The sequence below is a fragment of the Chromobacterium sp. FG89 genome (assembly GCF_057808735.1).
This window is the reverse complement of record NZ_JBMDIQ010000009.1, coordinates 111094-132125: the sequence shown is the minus strand read 5'-3', so window position 1 is coordinate 132125 and position 21032 is coordinate 111094. Positions and strand designations below refer to the sequence as shown.

Below are 21032 nucleotides of genomic sequence, written 5' to 3'. Positions count from 1 at the left end.
GAAAGGCATGCTATGTACTTCGTTGACCGCTCGGTGGCCGTGATCAAACCGAAACAACCGTTCCTGGACTGGCTGAACCAGGCCCCGGACAACGACATGGATCTGGCGCTGGACAGCCTGCGCACCGACTGCACCGTGATCCTGCTGCCGGAGTTCGACGAGCCGGAAGAGGGCGTCGCCTACATCGACGAAATCTACGAACAATTGTTCAAGATGGAACTGGCGTCCTGGTACGAGGACGAAGACACATGGCCCAAGGATCTGTCCTTGAAAGCCTTCTGGGAATGGTTCGACGTGGAGATCCACTCCACGGTGATAGACAGCGTGGACGCCGACATCAGCAACACCCCGGCGCTGGATCTCTAAACCATGAACCGGCGGCCCCGGCTGGAGCCTTTCGGCTTCGAGCTGAGGCCTTCGCGCCTTTGGCTGGCGCTGACGGTTTCCGCCGCCGCGCTGCTGGCCTGGGCGGTGATCCGCCATCTGCCGCCCATCTGGCTGGCCTTGTTGCCGGCCGAGGCCTTCTTGCTTATGCGGGCGCTGCGCGCCGACGGCTGGGGCGACGCCGGCCGTTTCCGGCGGCTGGAAGTGGACGGCCTGGGGCGGCTGAGCGTGTGGCGCGAAGCCGCGCTGCCGGCGCAGGCCTTGGACGATTGCTTCGTCACCCCTTGGCTGACGGTATTGAATGTGCGCATCGGCGGCCGCCGGCGCGCCTTGATGGTGTGGCCGGATTCGGCGCCGGCGGACGGCCGCCGCCGCTTGCGGACTTATTTGCTGTGGTTTCAAGCCGCGGACGACACTGAGACGAAATGACTGGACACAAGACTCTGGCCGAGTGGCTGAGCTGGCAGGAAAGCCTGCACGCCACCGCCATCGATATGGGCCTGGCCCGCGTGGAGCGGGTGCGCGCCGCGATGAAACTGCAACCGTCCTGCCCGGTGGTGATGGTGGCCGGCACCAACGGCAAGGGCTCGGTCTGCGCGATGCTGTCCGCCATGCTGCATTGCGCCGGCTTCAAGGTGGGCACTTACACCTCTCCCCACATCCTGCGTTACAACGAGCGCATCGCCATCGATCTGGCGCCCGCCAGCGATGAGCGCATCGTCGCCAGCTTCGAGGCGATAGACGCCGCGCGCGGCGACACCTCGCTGACGTATTTCGAGTTCGGCACCCTGGCGGCGGTGCACAGCTTCGTCGCCGAAAAAGTGGACGTGATCGTGCTGGAGGTGGGCCTGGGCGGACGCCTGGACGCGGTCAACATCTTCGAGCCGGACGTGTCGGTGGTGGTCAGCGTGGACATAGACCACCAGGCCATCCTGGGCGACAACCGCGAGGACATCGGCTTTGAGAAAGCCGGCGTCTACCGCGCCGGCAAGCCGGCCTTGTGCGCGGACCCGAATCCGCCGGCCAGGCTGATCGAGCACGCGCGCGCCATCGGCGCGGACCTGAAGCTGTACGGGCCGGACTTCGGCTATCAGCGCATGGACAATCAATGGTCCTTCCACATGGGCGACGCCCATCGCCACGCCTTGCCCTTGCCGGCGCTGCGCGGCGGCTATCAGATGGTCAACGCCTCGGCGGCGCTGGCCGTGCTGGAGTGCTTGAAGCCGCGGCTGCCGGTGAACCTGGGCGCGGTCAAGCGCGGCCTGCTGGAAGTGGAGTGGCCGGGCCGTTTCCAGGTGCTGCCGGGCCGTCCGGCGGTGGTGCTGGACGTGGGCCACAATCCGCACGCGGTCAAGGCGATGACGGCCAGCCTGAAACAGCTGCCGTTCGCCCGCAACCGGCTGGCGGTGTTCTCCATGCTGGAAGACAAGGACCTGGAACAGGTGGCGGCCTTGGCGCGTGAGGCGTTCGACGCCTGGTTCGTCGGCGGCCTCGACATGCCCCGCGGCCAGAGCGGCGAACGCATCGCCGCCAGGCTGGCGGAAATGGGCGTTGAGAGGGTGCAATCCTTCGCCACCGTGGCGCAAGCCTGGTCGGCGGCCTTATCGCAGGCGGAGGAGAGTGATAGAATTGTCGTTTTTGGTTCCTTCCACACCGTTGCCGAGGTGATGGAAGCCCGGCAACACCCGGCTTGAGGAAAGCATGGCTTTATCCACCCACGAGGAGTTGATCCTGTTGCGCAAGCGCGCCAGACGCCGTCTGGTGGGCGCTGTCGTCTTGGTTACCGTCGCCACCGTCGTTTTGTGGAACGTGGTGGGACGCCTGCCCGAGCAGCAGATGAAGCCGGAGTCCATAGAAGTGCTGGGCGCGGGCGCTTCCGCGCCGGCCGCCAATCACGCCGAAGCGCCGGCGGGCGCCTTGCCGCCGCCGGCCCAGCCGGCCTCGGCGCCGTCCGCGGCCTCCGCCGCGCTGGCCGAAGTCTCGCCCGCGGCCAAGCCCGGCGCCACCGAACTGGCGGCCAATCTGTCCACGATGACGCCGGCGATGCCGGCCGCGCAGCCGGCCCCCGCGGCGAAACCCGAGCCCAAGCCGGAAGTCAAACCGGAGCCCAAGCCGGAGGCCAAGCCCAAACCCGAACACAAGCCGGAGCCGAAACCGGCCAAGCCCGAGCATAAAAAGCCCGAAATCAAGCTGGACGAAAAGCCGGCCCGCAAGCCGGACCCGGCGGCTATCCTGGAAGGACGCTTCGATTCGCTGGACAAGCCGGCGGCGAAGAAAGAGGAGCCGGCGGCCAAGGGCGAGAGCAAATCGGTGATCCAGCTGGCGGCGCTGTCGGACCCGGACAAGGCCGACGCCTTGAAGTCCAAGCTGTCGTCGATAGGCGTGTCCGCTCATTTCAGCAAGGTGCAGACCAGCAAGGGCGAGGTGACCCGGGTGCGGGTGGGCCCGTTCAACAGCCGCGCCGAGGCGCAAGCCACCTTGCAGAAGCTGGCCAAGGCCGGCGTTAACGGCATTATCGTGACCAAGTAGCCGTCATGACCATCTTCGACTATATTGCCATCGCCATCATCGCCGGTTCCATCCTGGTGGCGATGATGCGCGGCCTGGTGGCCGAAGTGCTGTCGCTGGGCTCCTGGCTGATCGCCTTCTGGTGCGCCAAGCAGTTTTCGCCGGTGGTGTCGGCGTTCCTGCCCGGCGAATTGAGTTCGGAAGGCTTGCGGCTGGTGGCCGGTTTCGTGGCGGTGTTTTTCCTGGCCTGGCTGGCCACGGCCTTGCTGCGGGTCACGCTGACCGGCATGCTGGACAGCGTGGGGCTGGGCGGAGTCAATCGATTGTTCGGGGCGGTGTTCGGCCTGGCTCGCGGGCTGGTGCTGGTGACGGCCCTGGTTTTGGTGGGCGGCTTGAGCGATCTGCCGCGACAACCCATGTGGAGGAATGCCGTGCTCTCGGCGCCATTTGAATCGGTGGCCTTATCATTAAGGCCCTGGTTACCGGCGATGCTGGCCGATAACCTCCACTACACCGGGTAGCTGGTGAACAAGGCGGAATATCTTGATATCTTCACTTCAAGATTCCGCCTTTTTCTTTGTCTTGTTTTTTTGTCCGTTTCTTTAGTAGTAGGGAAGAGAGCAAAAGATGTGTGGAATTCTAGGCGTGGTCGGTCAGGCTCCGGTCAACCAGTTGCTGTATGACGGTTTGCAGGTGCTGCAACATCGAGGTCAGGACGCCGCCGGCATCGTGACCGCCAATGGCAAGACCTTTCACATGCACAAGGGCAGCGGCATGGTGCGCGACGTGTTCCGCACGCGCAATATGCGTTCCCTATTGGGCGCGGCCGGCATCGCCCATGTGCGCTATCCCACCGCCGGCTCCGCCTCCTGCCTGGCCGAGGCGCAGCCGTTCTACGTCAACTCGCCGTTCGGCATCGTGCTGGCGCACAACGGCAACCTGACCAATACCGAAGAGCTCAAGGCGGACATGTTCCGCCACGATCTGCGCCACATCAACACCAACTCCGATTCCGAGGTGTTGTTGAACGTGTTCGCTCATGAGCTGACCCAGCGCCTCAGCGCCAACGAATTGAGCGTGGACGCGGTGTTCGGCGCCATCGAGGCGGTGCACCGCCGCGTGCGCGGCGCTTACGCGGTGGTGGCGATGATCGCCGGCTACGGCCTGGTGGCCTTCCGCGACCCCAACGGCATCCGCCCGCTGGTGATAGGCACTTGCGTCAACAGCGGCAAGACCGAATACATGTTCGCGTCGGAATCCGTGGCGCTGGACTGTTCCGGTTTCAGCCTGCTGCGCGACGTGCAGCCGGGCGAGGGCGTCTTCGTCAGCTTCGACGGCGAATTCCACGCCCGCAGCTGCGCCAGCGACACCCGCCACGCGCCTTGCCTGTTCGAATACGTGTACTTCGCGCGCCCGGATTCGGTGATAGACGGCGCTTCGGTTTACCAGGCGCGCATCGTGATGGGCGAAAAGCTGGCCGAGAAAATCCGCCGCGCCTTGCCGGAGCAGGACATCGACGTGGTGATGCCCATCCCGGACACCAGTCGCCCCAGCGCGCTGCAACTGGCCAACCACCTGGGCCTGCCGTACCGCGAGGGCTTCATCAAGAACCGCTACATCGGCCGCACCTTCATCATGCCGGGCCAGGCGGTGCGCAAGAAATCGGTGCGCCAGAAGCTGAACCCGGTGGCCTGCGAATTCAAGGGCCGCAATGTGCTGCTGGTGGACGATTCCATCGTGCGCGGCACCACGTCCAAGGAAATCGTGCAGATGGCGCGCGACGCCGGCGCCAAGAAAGTGTATTTCGCCTCGGCCGCTCCGGCGGTGCGCTTCCCCAACGTCTACGGCATCGACATGCCGACGCGGGCGGAACTGCTGGCCACCGGCCGCGACGAGGCCGAGATCGCGCGCGAGATCGGCGCCGACGCGGTGATCTATCAAGATCTGTCCGCGCTGGAAGAGGCGGTCAGCAGCGTCAACCCCAAGCTGAGCTGCTACGAAACCTCCTGCTTCAACGGCGAATACATCACCGGCGACATCACGCCGGCCTATCTGGACGCGATCGAGGCCGAGCGTCTGGACGGCAAGACCGGAGCGGAGCAGGGCGGCAGCGAACATATGATCGATCTGAACCTGAACGTGGCGGAACAGAATCTAATGTAATAGTGATTTAGCTTCCAAACGGCGGCGGGCAATGCCCGCCGTCTTTTTTTATCCGTTTCCCGACGCAATTTGGCGACAACCGCGCCGGCGATAGCCGGATCCTGCGGTATTTCGCTTGCCAAACCCATTTCCCATATTGAATATTTAATGCCATAAGCCGATAAAAACCCGGCGTGATAAGGCAGCCGCGTAAACTGGTCTAAATTAATATGTATTTAAAACTGTTTACTTGTTAGTCTGCCTTTGACGCGCCTGATATTGAGGAGTGGATATGGATGACATTCTGGAGATGCTGGTTGCGCGGCAAGCCGCGCTGGAGAGGATTATCGAAGGCCTGGTGCTGACCATGAACCAAAGCGGCACCATCAAGCTGCAGGATTATCTGAAGATAGGGCAGCTGATGCGTTTGAACAGCGCGGTCACGGATTCCATCGACGTGTCCGACAGCCTGCGCCGCATCAACGCGCGCTTGCAGACGCATGCGCAGGGCGGGCTGGATTCGATGAACGCCCTGTTGCGGGAAACCATGCTGTTCGCCCAGGCGGCGCCGCCGCAGCGCGACGCGCTGCAGCAGGGGCTGGGCGCGAAGGCCTCGCTGGAAATCAGCGCGCAACTGGAGGAATTGTTGCAGCGGCGCGCGCGGCGACCGCGCAAACCCACCCGGGCCTAGCGCCGCGCGAGCGGAAGGAGCGCCCCGCCTCGCGAGCGCTCGTCCGCCGCGCGAGGCGGACTTTGCCGGTTTTCAAGGCAGGCGAGCAGGCGGCGCGTCGCCCGCCGGCGCCAGCCGCAGATAGGACGCGCGGGACGGGTCCTGGCGGTCCACCATGACTTCCACCCGTTCGCCGGCGCGCGGCATATTGCCCAGATCTATCAGTTGTTCAATCGTCAGTTCCCGGCTGAAGCCGTCCTGCCACACCCTCAACTCCAATCGCATCATCGGCACCTGGTTCACCAGCAGGCCGGTTTGCCGGATCGACAAGACGTCGGCGTTGAGACGGACGCCGTCTTTCACGCTTTCTCGCTGCCAGGGACCGGACAGTCCGCGCAATTGCGAGGTCCAGTCGAAAGAGCGAAACAGCAGAAAGCCGGTGATGGCCAGCGACAACACGGTGACTCCTATCGACAGGAGCACGGAAAAACGGATCCAGGACTCGAACATCGGCGTCTTCCTTGCAAGGCGTGGGCGGCGTCGGACCGGCGGCCCGCTTCGCGCGCGAAACTGACAATATTAAGCACTTTATGGAAGCATGGGATTCGTTTGGAATGACAGAAGTTCCCGTCTTTCCCGCGGCGAGCGCCCTTATGCGGTGATTCTAATCGCCCATCGGCTATTTTTACCCGGACTTACCATGGCAAAAATAAATACATTGGCATTTTATGGGGGTGGAAACCTTTGTCGTGTGACTAATTCACTATTCAAATTAAGAAATCGGCATATTTCCGGGAACTACCGCAAATGCGGTCCATCACAAAGTAATGCTTACCAGTGAAGCAACTTGAACTTCATAATGTTTTAGTTAGCCCTTTCGTCGGCGGACATGGCCGGCAAAGGGCGTCACCGGCTCCAGTGCCGCCGTCAGAGCGGTGGAGCCCAAGCGAGGCAGCCGGCCCGCAGAAACGCCGGCGCTTCGCGCATTGGCCAAGGCCAGGGGAAGAGAACTATGCCGAGACGTCCGTTGCTCTCGCCGCCAGAGCGCGCCAGCTTGCTGGAGCCTCCAGACGACGAATACGAGTTAGATCAGTTAACCGCCTTCAGCGAACAGGATTTCGCCTTGATCCAGCAGCACCGCGGCAGCGCCAACCGCTTGGGCGTGGCCGTGCTGCTGTGCTATCTGCGCCATCCCGGCATCGCGCTGGACGAGGGCTGCCAGCCCGCACCACGTTTGTTGCGGCGGGTGGCGGCCGCGCTGGGCGCGCGCGAGGAGGACTGGGAACGCTACGCCACCCGCGATCAGACCCGGCGCGAGCATCTGGTCAAACTCTACGCCTATCTGGGATTGAGGCCGTACCGGGCCGAGGACGGCCAGGCGGTCTTGCGCCACTTGGCCCGGCTGGCCACTCAAACCGATCAGCCGCTGTGCCTGGCGCAGGCCATGGTGTCCTGGCTGCGCCAGAGGCGCATCGTGCTGCCGGCCATAGGCGTGATTGACCGCAGTTGCGCGGCGGCGCTGACCTTGGGATCGCGTCAAGTCTACTCCCGGCTCAACGAGGCCTTGAGCGCCTGCCAGCGCCAACGGCTGGACGCCCTGCTGGAACTGCGGGAGGGCGGCAAGCTGACGACGCTGGCCTGGCTGCGGCTGAACGCGGACCGCGCGCGCGGCGCGGCGCCGCAGCTGGAGCGCTTGCAAGTGGTGGAAGCGCTGGCCTTGCCGGCCCACCTGACTCAGTTGGTGGGGCCGGGGCGGATGCAGGAATTGGCCCGCGCCGGCGACGGCATGAGCTGCCATGATCTGGCCGAACTGGAGCCGCCGCGGCGCATGGCCACCCTGGTGGCCATCGTGTTGCAGGCGCGCGCGGCCCTGCTGCGCATGTTGCAGAACCTGGAAAAACTGAAGGCGATTGACGCTTTGTCCCTGCCCGCCGGTTTGCAGAATCTGGTGTCGCAACAGAGGATGGGCAGGCTGGCGGCCGAGGGCCGGCAGATGAAGCCCAAGGATCTGGCCAAGCTGGAGCCGCGCCGGCGCATGGCCACCTTGTTGGCCCTGGTGCTGGAGCTGCGCGCCGCCCTGGTCAAGGAAATCCTCGATCTGCGCGAACGCCTGGTGGGCAAAACGCTGGAGGCCGGCGAACTGATGTGAACCGGCTTGAACGCGCGGCGGCGATGTGCCGCGGCGCAAGCGAAATGAATGAAAATCGCTGAATCCTAAACCCCGTCATTGACGGGGTTTATTTTTTTTAGCGCGTTCAGGATATTTAATAAAAATTACTAAACGGTTACAAAATTAAACAATCGTTTATTTTATTGCCGATCATTAGGGAAAACCCTGATCTTGTTTTTGATTTATGCAAATAAGGCGCGCGGACATGCGGGACTATCTAAATATGCTAACGTGCGGAAAAAGCGTTATTCCCAATGCCTGGGTTTTGTGTATCAAATGCAACAAAGTTTGAGCAAAATGTGAATTTGCACTTTCCACGTTTTAGCCGCTTGAGATCCGTCTTTCCATGATTTATTAAGTCTTGGCTTAATAAAATCGCCATTTGCGCATAAGCGTTTTAGAAAATAGACGGCTTATGCCAATTTACACCAAACAAGTCTCGGCATTAAAAACTTTTCTCCAAATTATCCTAATAAGTATGTGTTTTGCACATTGTCTGCCGCCCGGATCGCTTCTTTGATCCGGCAGGCCGCGCCGACGAGCGGGCGGCGCGCCGCGACTGGCGCCGCCGTGCTTGCGCACTCACCGAGCATGGATCGGGCGCGGCCGATATTCGCTAAAAATGCAAATAAAATCTTGCGCTTGCGATTGCCGAGCTTATTTTATCGGCCAGCCTTGAAAATCGACGCCGATTAAGCCGGCCGCCGCGTCAAACTCAGCGTCTTCCTTCCGTATTCTGCTCTGCCGCAAGCCATTCTTCCGGCTGCGCGCTTAACTATTTCCCCAAGTCCTTGCATGCGCGGCCGTCATGAAAAACGGTTTATGCATTTGTATTGCCGTGCGGTTTCGCCCCGTTTCCCCGGTGTTTACCGGTAAACCCGCCGCCGGGCGTTTATTTGGACAGACTCAAGCGTTTGCTTATAACTTTGTTCTCGAGTTTTTGTGAAAGCGCGCCAGCCGTTTATCGGCGCCTTATTCAAAACATTGAGGCGGGCCGGGCAGGGCCGCCGTTGGAAGCAAACTTTCGTCATGAACGCTGAAACCATGAACCACGCCATCGCCGATATCGCCTTGCCGGACACCCCGGCCGCGGAAGAGCTGGATTTCGACGCGGACTTCGCCCGCGTCGACGCCGCGATCTGCGAATACGACGCGGTGGGCCAGGCGCCTTTGCGCAAGGGCGCGGAGCCCTTCCACTGGACCAGCGTGGAAAGCGCCTGCCGCGGCCTGCTTGGCAAGGCCGCGGATGTGCGGGTTGGCGTTTGGCTGCTGCGCGCGGCGCTGGCCCAGCGCGGTCTGGCCGGGGCGGCGGAAGGACTGGCGGCGCTGGCCGCGATCGCGGCGCAGCCGCTGGAAAACATCCGGCCGGCCGGGCAGCCGGACGCGCCGGCGGGTGAAACCCACGCGCTGCATCTGGCCTGGCTGTGCGGGCCGGCCTTCCTGCATCAGCTGGCGCATAGCCGGCTGAGCGCGGACAGCGAGCTGCGCGTCGGCCAATTGGCCAAGGACCCGGCCGCCGCTCCGCCGGCGGAGCGGGAGCGGGCGTTGCGGGATCTGTCCCGGCTGCGCGCCGGCCTGGCCGCCTTGACGGATTTGAGCCAGCGCGAGGGTTTCGCCGAGCAGTTCGATTGCGCCGGTCTGAACGCCTTGCTGGATGAGCTGGAAGCGGCGCTGACGCCGATGCTTGCCGCGGTCCCCGCAGAAGCGCCCGTCTTGAGCGAGGCCGCCCCGGCGGCGCGCGCGTTGCCGGCTGGCGCCTTGAACAGCCGCGAGGAGGTGGCGGCGGCGCTGGACTTGATCGTCGCGTATTTCCGCGAGCACGAGCCCGGGCACCCGGCGCCCATCTTTCTGCTGCGCGCCAAGCGGATGTTGGGCGCGGGCTTTGAGGAGTTGATGGCGGAGCTGTTCGCCGAATCGGATGCGCTGGTGGCGAAATTGGATCGCCCCCGGCCTTTACAAGGGTAGTCAAGCAATATCAGGGAAAGGACATATGCCATGGCGCGACAGAAGGATGCGCAGAAGTTCATCGGGGAAAGCCGTGCGCCCCGCGTGCAGATCGAATACGACGTGGAAGTCTACGGTTCGCAGAAAAAGGTGGAGCTGCCTTTTGTAGCCGGGGTGTTGGCGGACTTGTCCGGCGACAACATCGAAGCGCTGGGCGCGGTGGAGGACCGCCGTTTCACCGAGATCGACGTGGAGAACTTCGACTTGCGGATGGCGCAGATCGCGCCGGAACTCAGCTACCACGTGAAGAACGTGATCACCGATGACGGAACCTTGATCCCGATCGACTTGAGCTTCGACTCCATGGAGTCCTTCGAGCCGGCCGAGGTGGTGAAGAAAATCCCCGAGCTGGCGGTGCTGTTGGACGCGCGCAGCCAGTTGAAGGAATTGTTGACTTATATGGACGGCAAGGTGGCGGCCGAGGAGTTGATCGAGCAGCTGCTGAAGGACCTGCATCTGCCCGCGGACGACGCCGCGGCGGGCGAGGCGGCCCAGGCCGACGGGGAGGCGAGATGAGCACCCATGCCGAGATGCAGGCGCCGGCCGCGGCCGGCCAGACCGAAACCACGGTGGACGACGGCCTGAAGGACATCCTGCGCCGCTCGTTCCGGCCGCGCACCAATGAAGCCGCCGAGGCGGTGCAAAGCGCGGTGCAGACCTTGCTGGCCTATGCGCGCCGCAGCCGGGTGGTGGTGCGCGAGGACGTGGCGCAGACGGTGGAGCAATTGGTGGCCGAGCTGGACCGCAAGATTTCGGAACAGCTGACCCTGGTCTTGCACAACGAGCACTTCCAAAAACTGGAAGGGGCCTGGCGCGGCCTGCACTACCTGGTGTCCAACACCGACACCACCGAGAATCTGAAGATCCGCTACCTGAACGTCTCCAAGAAAGAGCTGGGCAAGACCCTGCGCCGCTACAAGGGCGTGGTCTGGGACCAGAGCCCCATCTTCAAGATGATCTACGAGCAGGAGTACGGTCAGTTCGGCGGCGAGCCCTTCGGCTGCCTGGTGGGCGATTATCACTTCGACCACAGCGCGCAGGACGTGGCCTTGCTGACCGAGATGTCCAAGATCGCCGCCGCCGCGCACACGCCTTTCATCTCCGCCGCCGCGCCCAGCTTGTTGCAGATGGACGACTGGAGCGAGCTGGGCAATCCGCGCGACGTGTCCAAGATCTTCACCGCCACCGAATACGCGTTCTGGCGCCGGCTGCGGGAAAGCAACGATTCGCGCTACCTGGCGCTGACCTTGCCGCGCTTCCTGGCGCGGGTGCCTTACGGGCCCAAGACCCAGCCGATAGAGGAGTTCGGCTTCGAGGAGAAGGTGGACCCCAACCGCGCCAGCGATTTTTGCTGGGCCAATTCCGCCTACGCGATGGCCGCCAACATCACCCGCGCCTTCAGCACCTACGGCTGGTGCACCAAGATCCGCGGCGTGGAGTCCGGCGGCGCGGTGGAGGTGCTGCCCAAATTCGTGCTGCCCTCGCAGGACAAGGAAGTGGAGCTGCATTGCCCCACCGAGATCGCCATCTCCGACCGCCGCGAGCACGAGCTGTCCGAATCCGGCCTGATGCCGCTGGTTTACCGCAAGAACTCGGACATGGCGGCCTTCATCGGCGCCAAGACCGTGCACCGGCCGGCGGTGTACGAGGACGACGACGCCACCGCCAACGCCAATCTGTCCTCGCGCCTGCCTTATATCTTCGCCACCTGCCGCTTCGCTCATTACCTGAAGTGCATCGTGCGCGACAAGATCGGCTCCTTCAAATCGCGGGAAGACACTCAGCGCTGGCTCAACGATTGGCTGATGAACTACGTGGACGGCGATCCCAGCATTTCCAGCGAGGTCACCAAATCCAAGCGCCCGCTGTCCGCGGCCGAGGTGCTGGTGGACGAGCTGCCGGACAACCCCGGCTACTACCGCGCCCAGTTCTTCCTGCGGCCGCACTTCCAGCTGGAAGGCTTGACCGTGTCGCTGCGGCTGGTTTCCAAGCTGCCGTCGGCCAAGCAGGAGGGGGCTCGCTAGCGCGCGGTTCGCTTCCGATAGCCCGTTCATTCACCGCCGCGCTTAGCTTAAGCAAGGCTTGAGCAAGAGCTGACGGCGGCCGGTTTGGCGCGGGGCGGGAACGACCTGAGTCGCCCCGGCGCTTGCATTCCGTTTCAGGTCTGGCTTGTCCATCACTTTTTTTCGGAGTATCGCAACATGGCAAATGCATTGGTTGACTACTTTCTGCAGATTGAAGGAGTCGAGGGGGAATCAACTGACCAGCAGTACTCGGGCCTGATCCAGATTCAGAGCTGGCAATGGGCCGAGGAGAACTCGGGCAAATGGGGCTTCGGCAGCGGCGGCGGCGCCGGCAAGGTGGAAATGAAGGACTTCGAGTTCCGCATGGTCTCGAACAAGGCCTCGCCCAAGCTGTTCCTGATGTGCGCCACCGGCGAACACATCCCGCGCGCCAAGCTGATCTGCCGCAAGTCCGGCAACGGCCAGCAGGACTTCATGATCATCACCTTCGCCAGCGGTCTGGTGTCCTCCTTCCGCACGCTGGGCAATATGCCGTACGCCATCATGGGCCACGGCAGCGGCGATGTGGAAAGCGTGCTGCCCACCGACGAGATCAAGATCAACTTCGCCAAGATCGAGTTCGAATACCGCGAACAGCGCAATGACGGAACCATGGGCGCGGTGATCAAGGCGGGTTACGACCTGAAGCTGAACGCAGCCGTTTAAGCACTATGAGCCGGGACTTTCCGGCCTTCTTTCCTCTCTATCGGGACGGCGTCGCCCAGGCGGCGCCGGGCAGCCATGACGCCACGATTATTCGACCAACTGTCCGCCCGCGCAGGGCGCGAGACGCTCGCCGCCAGCATCGCGCGCGATCTGGCGCATTTGATGAACGCCGCGCTGCGCGGCGCGCGCCTGCCGCTGGCGGCGGGCAGCCAGCTGGAGACTTCGGTGTGGAATTACGGACGGCCGCCGCTGGCGGAGAGAAAGTCGAGCCGGATCGACCCGGCGCGCGTCAGCGCCCACATCCGCGACGCCATCCGCCGCTTCGAGCCGCGGCTGGACCCGGAACGGCTGGAAGTGAGCGCGCGCGCCGGCAGCGGGCCGCAGGCGCGGCAGCTGCTGTATTTCGATGTGGCCGCGGTGACCCGCGACGGCGGCGAAGCGCTGCGGCTCAGCCTGACGCTGGATTATCTGGACGGTTATTTCGGCCTGCCGCGCGCCGCGGAGGCGGGGGCGGCCGGATGAATTTCCTCGATCACTACAATAATGAATTGCGCCATCTGCGCGAGGCCGGCGCGCGTTTCGCCCGCGAGCATCCGCAGATCGCGCCGGCGCTCGGCCTGCGGCCGAACTCGGTCGCCGATCCCTTCGTCGAGCGCCTGCTGGAGGGCGTGGCCTTTCTGTCCGCCCGAGTGCAGACCCGGCTGGATCTGGAGTGCGCGGAATTCGCGCGTCAGGCGCTGGCCCAGGTCTGCCCGCTGTATCTGAGCGCCACGCCGGCGATCAGCAGCTTCGCCTTCCATCCGGACTTCGCCTCGCCGGAAGCCTTCCGCGGCCGCAGCCTGCCGCGCGGCACCCTGATCCAGGCGACCTTGCCGGGTTCGACCCGGCCCATCACCTTCGCCACCGGGCGCGAGGTGACCCTGCTGCCGCTGCGGCTGGAGCGGGCGGAGTGCGGCCGCGGCCTGACCCGGCTGTCCGCCGAGCTGGCGCGGCGGCTGGCCTCGTCCCAGGCCGCCTTGCGCCTGAGCTTCAAACTGGAGGGCACGGTGTCGCTGGGCGATCTGGCCGCGACGGAGGGCGGCGCCAAGCCGCTGCAACTGAGCCTGGCCGGCGATCTGCCGCGGGCTTACGCGCTGCACCGCGCGATGCTGGCCGACGTCGGCGCCTGGTACGCGACGGCCGACGACGGCCGCGGCGGCGAAGTCCTGCTGGAGTTGCCGCTTGGCGGCCTGCGCCTGTCCGCCGCCGACGAGGGCGAGGCCCTGCTGCCGGCCGAGGCGGGCGGCTTGCCGGGCTTGCGCTTGCTGCGCGAATACTTCGCCCAGCCGGCGCGGCTGCTCAGCGTGGAATTGGACGCGTTGGCGGCCTTGGCGGCGCGGGCGCCGTCGGCGCGCGGCTTCGAACTGATCCTGGCCTTGCGCCAGGCGCCGCTGGACCTGATAGGCGAGGTGGACGCCGGCCAGTTCCGTCTGTTCGCCACCCCGGCGATCAATCTCTATCCCAAGCGCCTGGACCCGGTGCCCTACGATCCGAACCAGACCGAGCAATGGATTCCGGTGGACCGGATGCGGCCGGCCGAACATCACCTGTGGCGTTTGCTGGAAATCAATGTCTGCGACAGCAACGGCCGCTCGCGGGAGGCGCGGCCGGCGCTGGACGCCGGCGGCTACCAGAGCGCCCCGGCGGCGGCGCGCTATTCGCTGCGCCGCGAGCCGGCGCTGCAAAGCGAGGGGCCGCGCCAGGCGCGCCCGGACGCGCTGGGCAGTCATGATCTGATCACCATTTCCGCCTGCGCCGGTGATCTGGGCCTGGACGACATCGCCACCCTGACCGGGCGCGCGCTGGTGGCGGACCGCGGCTGGCGGCCGGAAGACCTGCCGGCGGCGGAGCTGCGCGCCGAGGGCGGCGCGGTGGCGCGGCTGGAGTGCCTGTGGCCGGCCAGCGCGCCGCGGCCGATTCCGGACCTGGAGCGCTGCTGGCAGGCGGTGGCCCATATCGGCCAGAACCCGTTGAGCCTGCGCGGCGCCGGCCGTCAGGACATCGCCGCGCGGCTGGCGGAGCAGCTGCGGCTGGCCGCGCAGCCGGAACTGGCGCTGGACCGCCAGCGCATAGACAGCCTGAAGGCCGCGCATCTGCAAGCCGGCTTCCTGCCCGCCGGCCGCGGTTCGCCGCAGGCCCTGGTGCGCGCCTCCCTGGTGGACATCGACATCGCCGCCGTGATGCACGCGGACCGCGGCGGCTGGCTGTTCGGCCGGCTGCTGGCCCAGGCGCTGGCCCAGGCGGTCACGCTCAACGACGGCATCGAAGTCAGCCTGAGGCTGGACGGCGAACCGGTCAGCCGGCACGGCAACACCCAACGCGCGGACGGAGAACTGCAATGAAACGACAGCAGATGATCCGGGAGCTTAAGCCGCAGCGCACCTTCTTCGAACTGATGCGCCGCGTGGAAACCTGGCAATGGCGGCTGCCGGACGCCGCCGCGGCGGGCCGGCTGCGGCGCCGGCCGGACTGGCTGGGCCTGGAACAGGCCGCCGACATGCACTTCGCCAGCAGCGAGATCAGCGGGGTGAAGGTGGAAGAGGCGGAGGACGACGCCGCGCCGCGCGTCAGCGTGGTCTGCCGCCATTTCGGCCTGTTCGCGCCCTACGGGCCCTTGCCGCTGCACATCACCGAGCACGCGCTGCACGAGCGCCGGCTGGAACGCAACGCCGCCTTCGAACGCTTCGTCAACCTGGCCTGCGGCGATCTGGCCTGGCTGCACTACGCCGCCCGCGCGGCGATGCATCCGGCGCTGGGCTACGAGCGCGGCCGCCATCCCTTCGCCGAGCGCGTGTCCGCGCTGGCCGGCGCCGCGCCGGAGGCGGAGCCGCTGCTGGACCCGCACGCCGCCGCCTGCCGGCGCAGCCATCCCGGCGCTTATCACGCGCCGCGCCGCTCGCTGGCGGACTTGCAGAAAATCCTGGCCGGCTATTTCGGCGCGCCGGTGCGCTTGTCGCCGCGCCAGGGCCGCTGGATTCCGCTGCGGGAAGGCGCAGGCGGGCCGCGCCGGCTGGGGAGCTGGCGCGTGGGCAGCCGGATCTGGGACGTCCAGCACGCGCTGGACATCACCATAGGGCCGATCGACGCCGCCGAGTTTTCCCGCTGGCGGCGCGGCGCGCCCGCGGTGCTGGCGATGTTCGCCGTCGCCGCAGATTTCGCCGATGGCCGGGCCGCCCCGGTCATCAAGGTCCAGGTCCGCACCCGGCCGGAACTGGCAGGCAAGGTGGGGCGCATGCGCCTGGGGGTGGACGCATGGTCCCGCCCCGGCGTCTCGCTCCGGACTCTCACCGTGTATGAATCTTTCCAGGATCCGCTGTGAACCGAGAACGCATTTTCGGCCGCTTAGGCCCAACCGCATACGACACCTTGGTGGAAGCCACCGCCCTGGGGCGCTCGCGCCGGCACGCGCTGGTGGACCTAGATCATTGGCTGCTTTGCCTGCTGCGCCGCGGCGGCGGCGACGTCGCGCTCTTGCTGGAGGCGCTGGACTGCGAGCCGGCCGCCGCTTTGCAACGCGTGGGCAAGGCGCTGGACGCCGCCGAGGCCGGCGGCGAATCGCTGCGCGACATTTCGCCGGCGCTGGAGCGCAGCGTGGCGCCGGCCATCAGCTGGAGCCAGGTGGCCGCGCCGGCCGCCAAGGTGCGCAGCGGCCATCTCTTGCTGGCCTGGCTGGACGAGGAGCCGACGCGGCGCTGGCTGCAGCATCGCATCGGCCAGGCGCTGGCCAAGCTGTCGCTGGACGATATCGTCGCGCGTTACGAGGCGCTGGCCGGCGCTTGGCCGGAAGCGGCCGACGCGCCCGCCGGAACCGCCGCCCAGGGGGCCGCAGGCGAAGCCGCCGATCCGGCCGCGGTGCTGCGGCAATGGGCGGTCAGCCTGAGCGATCAGGCGGCGGCCGGCGAATTGGACCCGGTGATAGGCCGCGACGCCGAATTGCGCGCGGTGATCGACGTGTTGTCGCGGCGGCGGCAGAACAATCCCATCCTGGTGGGCGAGGCCGGCGTCGGCAAAACCGCGGTGGCGGAGGCGCTGGCCCAGCGCATCCATCGCGGCGAAGTGCCGCCGGGCCTGCGCGGCGCGCAGATCTGGGCCTTGGACGTGGCCAGGCTGCAGGCCGGCGCCGGCGCGCGCGGCGAGTTCGAACAGCGGCTGCGCTCGGTGATAGACGCGGTGATCGCCGCGCCGGCACCCGTCATCCTGTTCTGCGACGAAACCCACACCCTGATCGGTGCCGGCGGCAACGCCGGCACCGGCGACGCCGCCAATCTGATCAAACCGATGCTGGCGCGCGGCCAGCTGCGCATGGTGGCCGCCACCACCTGGTCGGAATACAAGCAGTTCATCGAGCCGGACGCCGCCTTGGTGCGCCGCTTCCAGACCGTGGCCGTGGACGAGCCCGACGACGACACCGCGGTGGACATGCTGCGCATGATCGCGCCGCGCTTCGCCGGCCATCACGGCGTGCGCATCGTCGACGCCGCCTTGCGCGCCGCGGTGACGCTGTCGCGCCGCTATCTGCCGTCGCGGCAGCTGCCGGACAAGGCCATCGGCCTGCTGGACACCGCTTGCGCGCGGGTGGCGATGAGCCAGAGCTGCCAGCCGGCGGCGCTGGACCGGCTGCGCCATCGCGCGATGACGCTGGAGCAGGCGCTGAACTGGCGCGCCAGCGACGCGCGGCTGGGCCTGGCCGCGCCGGCGGACGGCGCGGAACTGGAAAGGGAGCGCGAGGAAACCGCCGCGCGCGCCGACGCGCTGGACGCGGCCCTGAGCGAGCAGCGCGCCGAGGTGGGCGCCTGGCTGGAGGATCTGGAAACGGGCGGCGCCGATCCGGAGCGGGCCGAGGCCCTGAGCGGGGCGGAACGGCTGGTGCGGCCGTGGGTGGACGCGCAGGCCATCGCCGAAGTGCTGTCGGAATGGACCCAGGTGCCGGTCACCCAGATGGCTCAGGACGAGGCGCGGCGGCTGATGGCGCTGCGCGAAGGGCTGAACCAGCGCATCCAGGGCCAGGAAAGCGGGCTGGACGCCATCGTGGAGGCGCTGCAAGTGGCGCACTCCGGCCTGGGCGATCCGCGGCGGCCGATGGCGGTGATGCTGCTGGCCGGCCCCACCGGCACCGGCAAGAGCCAGACCGCGGCCGAGCTGGCGCAGGCGCTGTTCGGCGGCGAACGCAATCTCTTGCGCTTCAATATGAACGAATTCCAGGAAGCCCACACCGTGTCCACGCTGAAGGGCGCGCCGCCGGGCTATGTCGGCTACGGCCGAGGCGGCCGCCTGACCGAGGCGGTGCGTAAAAAACCCTACAGCGTGCTCTTGCTGGACGAGTTCGACCGCGCCCATCCGGACGTGCACGAAATGTTCTATCAGGTGTTCGATCAGGGCTGGATGGAGGACGGCGAGGGGCGGCACATCAATTTCCGCAACTGCCTGATCCTGCTGACCAGCAATCTGGGCGACGCCGAGATCGAAGCCGCCTGCGCCGCCGAGCCCGAAGTCTCTCAGTCCCGGCTGGACGCGCTGGCGCGCGAACGCTTGCAGCGCCGTTTCGCGCCGGCTTTGCTGGCGCGGATGCGGGTGGTGGCCTTCCGGCCGCTGGGCGAGCCGGCGCTGGCCGGCATCGCGCGCCAGGCCCTGGACGACATCGGTCAGCGCCTGAGCGCCAACGGCCTGGACTGGCGCGCCGACGCCGAGGCCGCGGACTGGATCGCCCGAGCGGTGGCCAGGCACCCGGCCAGCGGCCGCGCGGTGGGCGATCTATTGCGCCAGCGGGTGATGCCGGCCATCGCCCGCGGCGTGCTGGAAGCGCGCGCCGCCGACCGCGCCCTGCACAGCGTGCGCCTGAGCGCCGCCGAAAAACTGGAACTGATTTTCGACGACGGGGAGGGCGTGCCGCTGCCGCCGGCCGCGCCGGCCGAATCCGCCGCCCCGGGAGAAACCGCATGCGTTTGATCGAATTGCACAGCCTCTTGCTGGACGCGGACAGCGTCGCGCTGAGCTTCAAGGCGGACGAACGCCTGTCGCAGGAACCCAGTTACCAGCTCGACATCGCCTGCGCCGACCCGGCGCTGGATCTGGACGGGCTGCTCGGCTCGCGGCTGACGGTGGACATCGACCTGGGCGACGAGGGCGTCCGGCCCTTCCACTGCCAGGTGCTGGGCGGCTACGACAGCGGCCAGACCCAGGACAGCTATACCTACACGCTGGAGTTGGGCAGCTGGCTGTCCTTTCTGGCGGAGAACCAGAACTGCCGCGTGTTCCAGCAGTTGACGGTGCCGCAGATCGTCGAGCAGGTCTTCGGCGAGCATCAGCGGCCGGACTTCCGTTTCGAGCTGGAGCACGCTTACGAGCCGCGCGAATACTGCGTGCAGTTCCTGGAGACCGACCTCAACTTCGTCAAGCGGCTGCTGGAGGACGAGGGCATTTACTTCTGGATCGAGCACCAGCCTGAGCGTCATGTGGTGGTGCTGTCCGATACCCAGCGCTTCGACGATCTGGCCGCCGGTTACGGCCTGCTGCGCTTCCTGCCGGACGGCGACGAATTCCGTCCGGTGCCGGGCCGCGAAGGCGTGCAGCGGCTGCAACGCGGGCGGCGGGTGCGGCCGACCAATGTCGCGCTGCGCGATTTCGACTACCACGCGCCGTCCAACCGGCTGGACAGCGACGCCCAGGAGGCGCAAGCCAGCCTGGACGGCATCCGGCTGGAGCATTACGACTACGGCGCCGGCTATAGCGATCAGGCCGGCGGCGACCGGCTGGCGCGGCTGCGGCTGGAGGCCTTGCAGGCGGATTCCCACCAGCTCACCGGCACCGCCAACGCCCGCGGCCTGGCCACCGGCGGCGCCTTCACGCTGGACGGCCACCCGGACGCGGCGCGCAACCGTCGCTACTACGTGACCGCCAGCCAGCTGACTTTCTTGCAGGACGGGCCGGACAGCAGCGGCCAGGGCCGCAATGTGATGGCCGTGTTCCGCGCGATGGCGGACGACCGTCCGTTCCGCCCGCTGCGGCTGACGGCCAAGCCCATCCTGCCCGGCATCCAGAGCGCCACCGTGGTGGGGCCGGTGAACGCGGAGGTGCATACCGACAAGCTGGGCCGCATCCGCGTGCACTTCCACTGGGACCGCTACAAGACCCAGGAAGAAGACGCCTCGTGCTGGATCCGGGTGTCGCAAGCCTGGGCCGGCAAGGGCTGGGGCGTGCTGGCCATGCCGCGGGTGGGCCAGGAAGTGCTGGTCACCTATGTGGACGGCGATCTGGACCGGCCGATGGTCACCGGCATTGTCTACAACGGCGACAATCCGACGCCTTACGACCTGCCGAAAGACATCCGCTACACCGGTCTGGTCACGCGTTCTTTGAAGCAGGGCCGTTACAGCAACGCCAGCCAGATCACCTTCGACGACCAGCGCGGCGCGGAGCGGGTGATGGTGCACGCCGAGCGGGACATGCAGCAGACCACCGAGCGCAATAGCTCGGAGGCGGTGGGCCAGGACAAGAACATCTCGGTCAAGGGCACGTCCACCTCGGTCACCGGCGCCTCGATCAGCTACACCGGGGTGTCGGTGTCCTTCACCGGCCTGTCGGTCAGCTTCACCGGGGTATCGACCAGCTTCACCGGCCTGTCCACCAGTTTCACCGGGGTGTCCACCAGCTTTACCGGCGTCTCCACCGGCTTCACCGGGGTGTCCACCGGTTTTACCGGCGTGTCCACCAGCTTCACCGGCATTTCCACCGGTTTCACCGGGGTGTCCACCAGCTTTACCGGCGTCTCCACCAGCCTGACCGGCACCAGCACCTCGGTGACCGGCACCTCGCAGAGCATGACCGGCATTTCCACCTCGATGACCGGCACCAGCGTGTCGGCCACCGGCATGTCGCAGAGCATGACCGGGGTGTCCTCCTCTTATACCGGCACCTCCACCAGCGTCACCGGGACCAGCACCTCGGTCACCGGCACCTCCAAGAGCGTGACCGGCACCTCGATGTCGGACACCGGCTCGTCCACCAGCATCACCGGCACTTCGATGTCCACCACCGGTTCGTCCACCAGCGTCACCGGCACCTCGATGTCCACCACCGGCTCGTCCGCCAGCGTCACCGGTTGCTCGGTGTCCACCACCGGCGCTTCCGCCAGCGTCACCGGCTCGTCGGTCTCGGTCACCGGCTCATCCACCGGGGTTACCGGCTCCAGCATGTCCACCACCGGTTCCTCGGTCAGCAGCACCGGTTCCAGCGTGTCCAGCACCGGCTCCAGCTGCTCCACCACCGGGGTCAGCTATTCCTACACCGGCGCGTCCTATTCGGACACCGGCGTGGATCTGAAGAAGCTGGGCATGCAGGTGAAAAGCTGATGACGCGGCGCAGGCTTGGACACGGGAAAGGAGAGCGG

The 21032-nt window shown here is 66.2% G+C and carries 18 protein-coding genes; 17 read left to right on the top strand and 1 reads right to left on the bottom strand.

Going from position 1 to position 21032, the window contains the following annotated elements; translation table 11 throughout:
• The first annotated feature begins 12 nt into the window (after positions 1–12).
• The 7 genes from ACODRW_RS11275 (at position 13) to ACODRW_RS11245 (ending at position 5725) form a co-directional block, all read left to right on the top strand.
• Positions 13–366, top strand: a complete 354-nt coding sequence (locus tag ACODRW_RS11275) for a hypothetical protein (RefSeq protein WP_107799079.1) — start codon at positions 13–15, stop codon at positions 364–366.
• A gap of 3 nt (positions 367–369) precedes the next feature.
• Entirely contained in the window at positions 370–813 is a 444-nt protein-coding gene (locus ACODRW_RS11270; RefSeq protein WP_486637213.1) for a protein YgfX, read from the top strand.
• On the top strand, positions 810–2078 hold the full coding sequence (gene folC / locus ACODRW_RS11265; RefSeq protein ID WP_486637212.1) for a bifunctional tetrahydrofolate synthase/dihydrofolate synthase: 1269 nt from the start codon (positions 810–812) through the stop codon (positions 2076–2078). Before ACODRW_RS11270 ends, folC begins: the two co-directional genes overlap by 4 nt.
• A gap of 7 nt (positions 2079–2085) precedes the next feature.
• The gene (locus tag ACODRW_RS11260; RefSeq protein WP_107799082.1) at positions 2086–2913 is read left to right on the top strand and encodes an SPOR domain-containing protein; all 828 of its coding nucleotides are present in this window, start codon (positions 2086–2088) and stop codon (positions 2911–2913) included.
• Positions 2914–2918: 5 nt separating this feature from the next.
• The gene (locus tag ACODRW_RS11255) at positions 2919–3413 is read left to right on the top strand and encodes a CvpA family protein (protein WP_048415279.1); all 495 of its coding nucleotides are present in this window, start codon (positions 2919–2921) and stop codon (positions 3411–3413) included.
• 106 nt (positions 3414–3519) lie between these two features.
• Positions 3520–5055 (top strand): amidophosphoribosyltransferase, encoded by a 1536-nt coding sequence (gene purF / locus ACODRW_RS11250; protein WP_488905774.1) that lies wholly within the window; start codon positions 3520–3522, stop codon positions 5053–5055.
• 271 nt (positions 5056–5326) lie between these two features.
• Complete coding sequence (locus ACODRW_RS11245) at positions 5327–5725, top strand: hypothetical protein (protein WP_107799084.1); 399 nt, start codon at positions 5327–5329, stop codon at positions 5723–5725.
• Between the two features lie 72 nt (positions 5726–5797).
• Here ACODRW_RS11245 and ACODRW_RS11240 read toward each other — a convergent pair whose 3' ends face one another.
• Positions 5798–6214, bottom strand: a complete 417-nt coding sequence (locus ACODRW_RS11240; protein WP_199225851.1) for a hypothetical protein — start codon at positions 6212–6214, stop codon at positions 5798–5800.
• A 502-nt stretch (positions 6215–6716) separates the two neighbouring features.
• Here ACODRW_RS11240 and ACODRW_RS11235 point away from each other — a divergent pair.
• The 10 genes from ACODRW_RS11235 to ACODRW_RS11190 all read left to right on the top strand — a co-directional run bounded on the left by ACODRW_RS11235 (position 6717) and on the right by ACODRW_RS11190 (position 20994).
• Positions 6717–7853, top strand: a complete 1137-nt coding sequence (locus ACODRW_RS11235) for a DUF4158 domain-containing protein (protein WP_158274267.1) — start codon at positions 6717–6719, stop codon at positions 7851–7853.
• A 1050-nt stretch (positions 7854–8903) separates the two neighbouring features.
• Complete coding sequence (locus ACODRW_RS11230) at positions 8904–9839, top strand: type VI secretion system ImpA family N-terminal domain-containing protein (RefSeq protein WP_488905773.1); 936 nt, start codon at positions 8904–8906, stop codon at positions 9837–9839.
• A gap of 30 nt (positions 9840–9869) precedes the next feature.
• Positions 9870–10394, top strand: a complete 525-nt coding sequence (gene tssB / locus ACODRW_RS11225; RefSeq protein ID WP_107799086.1) for a type VI secretion system contractile sheath small subunit — start codon at positions 9870–9872, stop codon at positions 10392–10394.
• Positions 10391–11902: a type VI secretion system contractile sheath large subunit gene (gene tssC / locus ACODRW_RS11220; protein ID WP_107799087.1), complete on the top strand. Its 1512-nt coding sequence runs from the start codon at positions 10391–10393 to the stop codon at positions 11900–11902. The genes tssB and tssC overlap by 4 nt, the downstream gene beginning before the upstream one ends.
• A gap of 177 nt (positions 11903–12079) precedes the next feature.
• Positions 12080–12607, top strand: a complete 528-nt coding sequence (locus ACODRW_RS11215; protein ID WP_039755389.1) for an Hcp family type VI secretion system effector — start codon at positions 12080–12082, stop codon at positions 12605–12607.
• Between the two features lie 75 nt (positions 12608–12682).
• Positions 12683–13129, top strand: coding sequence for a GPW/gp25 family protein (locus ACODRW_RS11210; protein ID WP_107799088.1), 447 nt, complete (start codon positions 12683–12685; stop codon positions 13127–13129).
• A complete protein-coding gene (tssF, locus tag ACODRW_RS11205) occupies positions 13126–14988 on the top strand; it encodes a type VI secretion system baseplate subunit TssF (protein WP_488905772.1) in 1863 nt (620 codons plus the stop codon). The genes ACODRW_RS11210 and tssF overlap by 4 nt, the downstream gene beginning before the upstream one ends.
• Positions 14985–15965 (top strand): type VI secretion system baseplate subunit TssG, encoded by a 981-nt coding sequence (gene tssG / locus ACODRW_RS11200; protein WP_488905771.1) that lies wholly within the window; start codon positions 14985–14987, stop codon positions 15963–15965. The genes tssF and tssG overlap by 4 nt, the downstream gene beginning before the upstream one ends.
• Complete coding sequence (gene tssH / locus ACODRW_RS11195; RefSeq protein WP_227108460.1) at positions 15962–18592, top strand: type VI secretion system ATPase TssH; 2631 nt, start codon at positions 15962–15964, stop codon at positions 18590–18592. The genes tssG and tssH overlap by 4 nt, the downstream gene beginning before the upstream one ends.
• Entirely contained in the window at positions 18583–20994 is a 2412-nt protein-coding gene (locus ACODRW_RS11190) for a type VI secretion system Vgr family protein (protein ID WP_488905770.1), read from the top strand. The genes tssH and ACODRW_RS11190 overlap by 10 nt, the downstream gene beginning before the upstream one ends.
• The last annotated feature ends 38 nt before the right edge of the window (positions 20995–21032 follow it).

What these genes read in the sequence shown, in the direction of transcription:
- ACODRW_RS11275 (WP_107799079.1), top strand. Translation starts at nt 13, where the DNA reads ATGTACTTCGTTGACCGCTCGGTGGCCGTGATCAAACCGAAACAACCG.
- ACODRW_RS11270 (WP_486637213.1), top strand. Translation starts at nt 370, where the DNA reads ATGAACCGGCGGCCCCGGCTGGAGCCTTTCGGCTTCGAGCTGAGGCCT.
- folC (WP_486637212.1), top strand. Translation starts at nt 810, where the DNA reads ATGACTGGACACAAGACTCTGGCCGAGTGGCTGAGCTGGCAGGAAAGC.
- ACODRW_RS11260 (WP_107799082.1), top strand. Translation starts at nt 2,086, where the DNA reads ATGGCTTTATCCACCCACGAGGAGTTGATCCTGTTGCGCAAGCGCGCC.
- ACODRW_RS11255 (WP_048415279.1), top strand. Translation starts at nt 2,919, where the DNA reads ATGACCATCTTCGACTATATTGCCATCGCCATCATCGCCGGTTCCATC.
- purF (WP_488905774.1), top strand. Translation starts at nt 3,520, where the DNA reads ATGTGTGGAATTCTAGGCGTGGTCGGTCAGGCTCCGGTCAACCAGTTG.
- ACODRW_RS11245 (WP_107799084.1), top strand. Translation starts at nt 5,327, where the DNA reads ATGGATGACATTCTGGAGATGCTGGTTGCGCGGCAAGCCGCGCTGGAG.
- ACODRW_RS11240 (WP_199225851.1), bottom strand. Translation starts at nt 6,214, where the DNA reads ATGTTCGAGTCCTGGATCCGTTTTTCCGTGCTCCTGTCGATAGGAGTC.
- ACODRW_RS11235 (WP_158274267.1), top strand. Translation starts at nt 6,717, where the DNA reads ATGCCGAGACGTCCGTTGCTCTCGCCGCCAGAGCGCGCCAGCTTGCTG.
- ACODRW_RS11230 (WP_488905773.1), top strand. Translation starts at nt 8,904, where the DNA reads ATGAACGCTGAAACCATGAACCACGCCATCGCCGATATCGCCTTGCCG.
- tssB (WP_107799086.1), top strand. Translation starts at nt 9,870, where the DNA reads ATGGCGCGACAGAAGGATGCGCAGAAGTTCATCGGGGAAAGCCGTGCG.
- tssC (WP_107799087.1), top strand. Translation starts at nt 10,391, where the DNA reads ATGAGCACCCATGCCGAGATGCAGGCGCCGGCCGCGGCCGGCCAGACC.
- ACODRW_RS11215 (WP_039755389.1), top strand. Translation starts at nt 12,080, where the DNA reads ATGGCAAATGCATTGGTTGACTACTTTCTGCAGATTGAAGGAGTCGAG.
- ACODRW_RS11210 (WP_107799088.1), top strand. Translation starts at nt 12,683, where the DNA reads ATGACGCCACGATTATTCGACCAACTGTCCGCCCGCGCAGGGCGCGAG.
- tssF (WP_488905772.1), top strand. Translation starts at nt 13,126, where the DNA reads ATGAATTTCCTCGATCACTACAATAATGAATTGCGCCATCTGCGCGAG.
- tssG (WP_488905771.1), top strand. Translation starts at nt 14,985, where the DNA reads ATGAAACGACAGCAGATGATCCGGGAGCTTAAGCCGCAGCGCACCTTC.
- ACODRW_RS11190 (WP_488905770.1), top strand. Translation starts at nt 18,583, where the DNA reads ATGCGTTTGATCGAATTGCACAGCCTCTTGCTGGACGCGGACAGCGTC.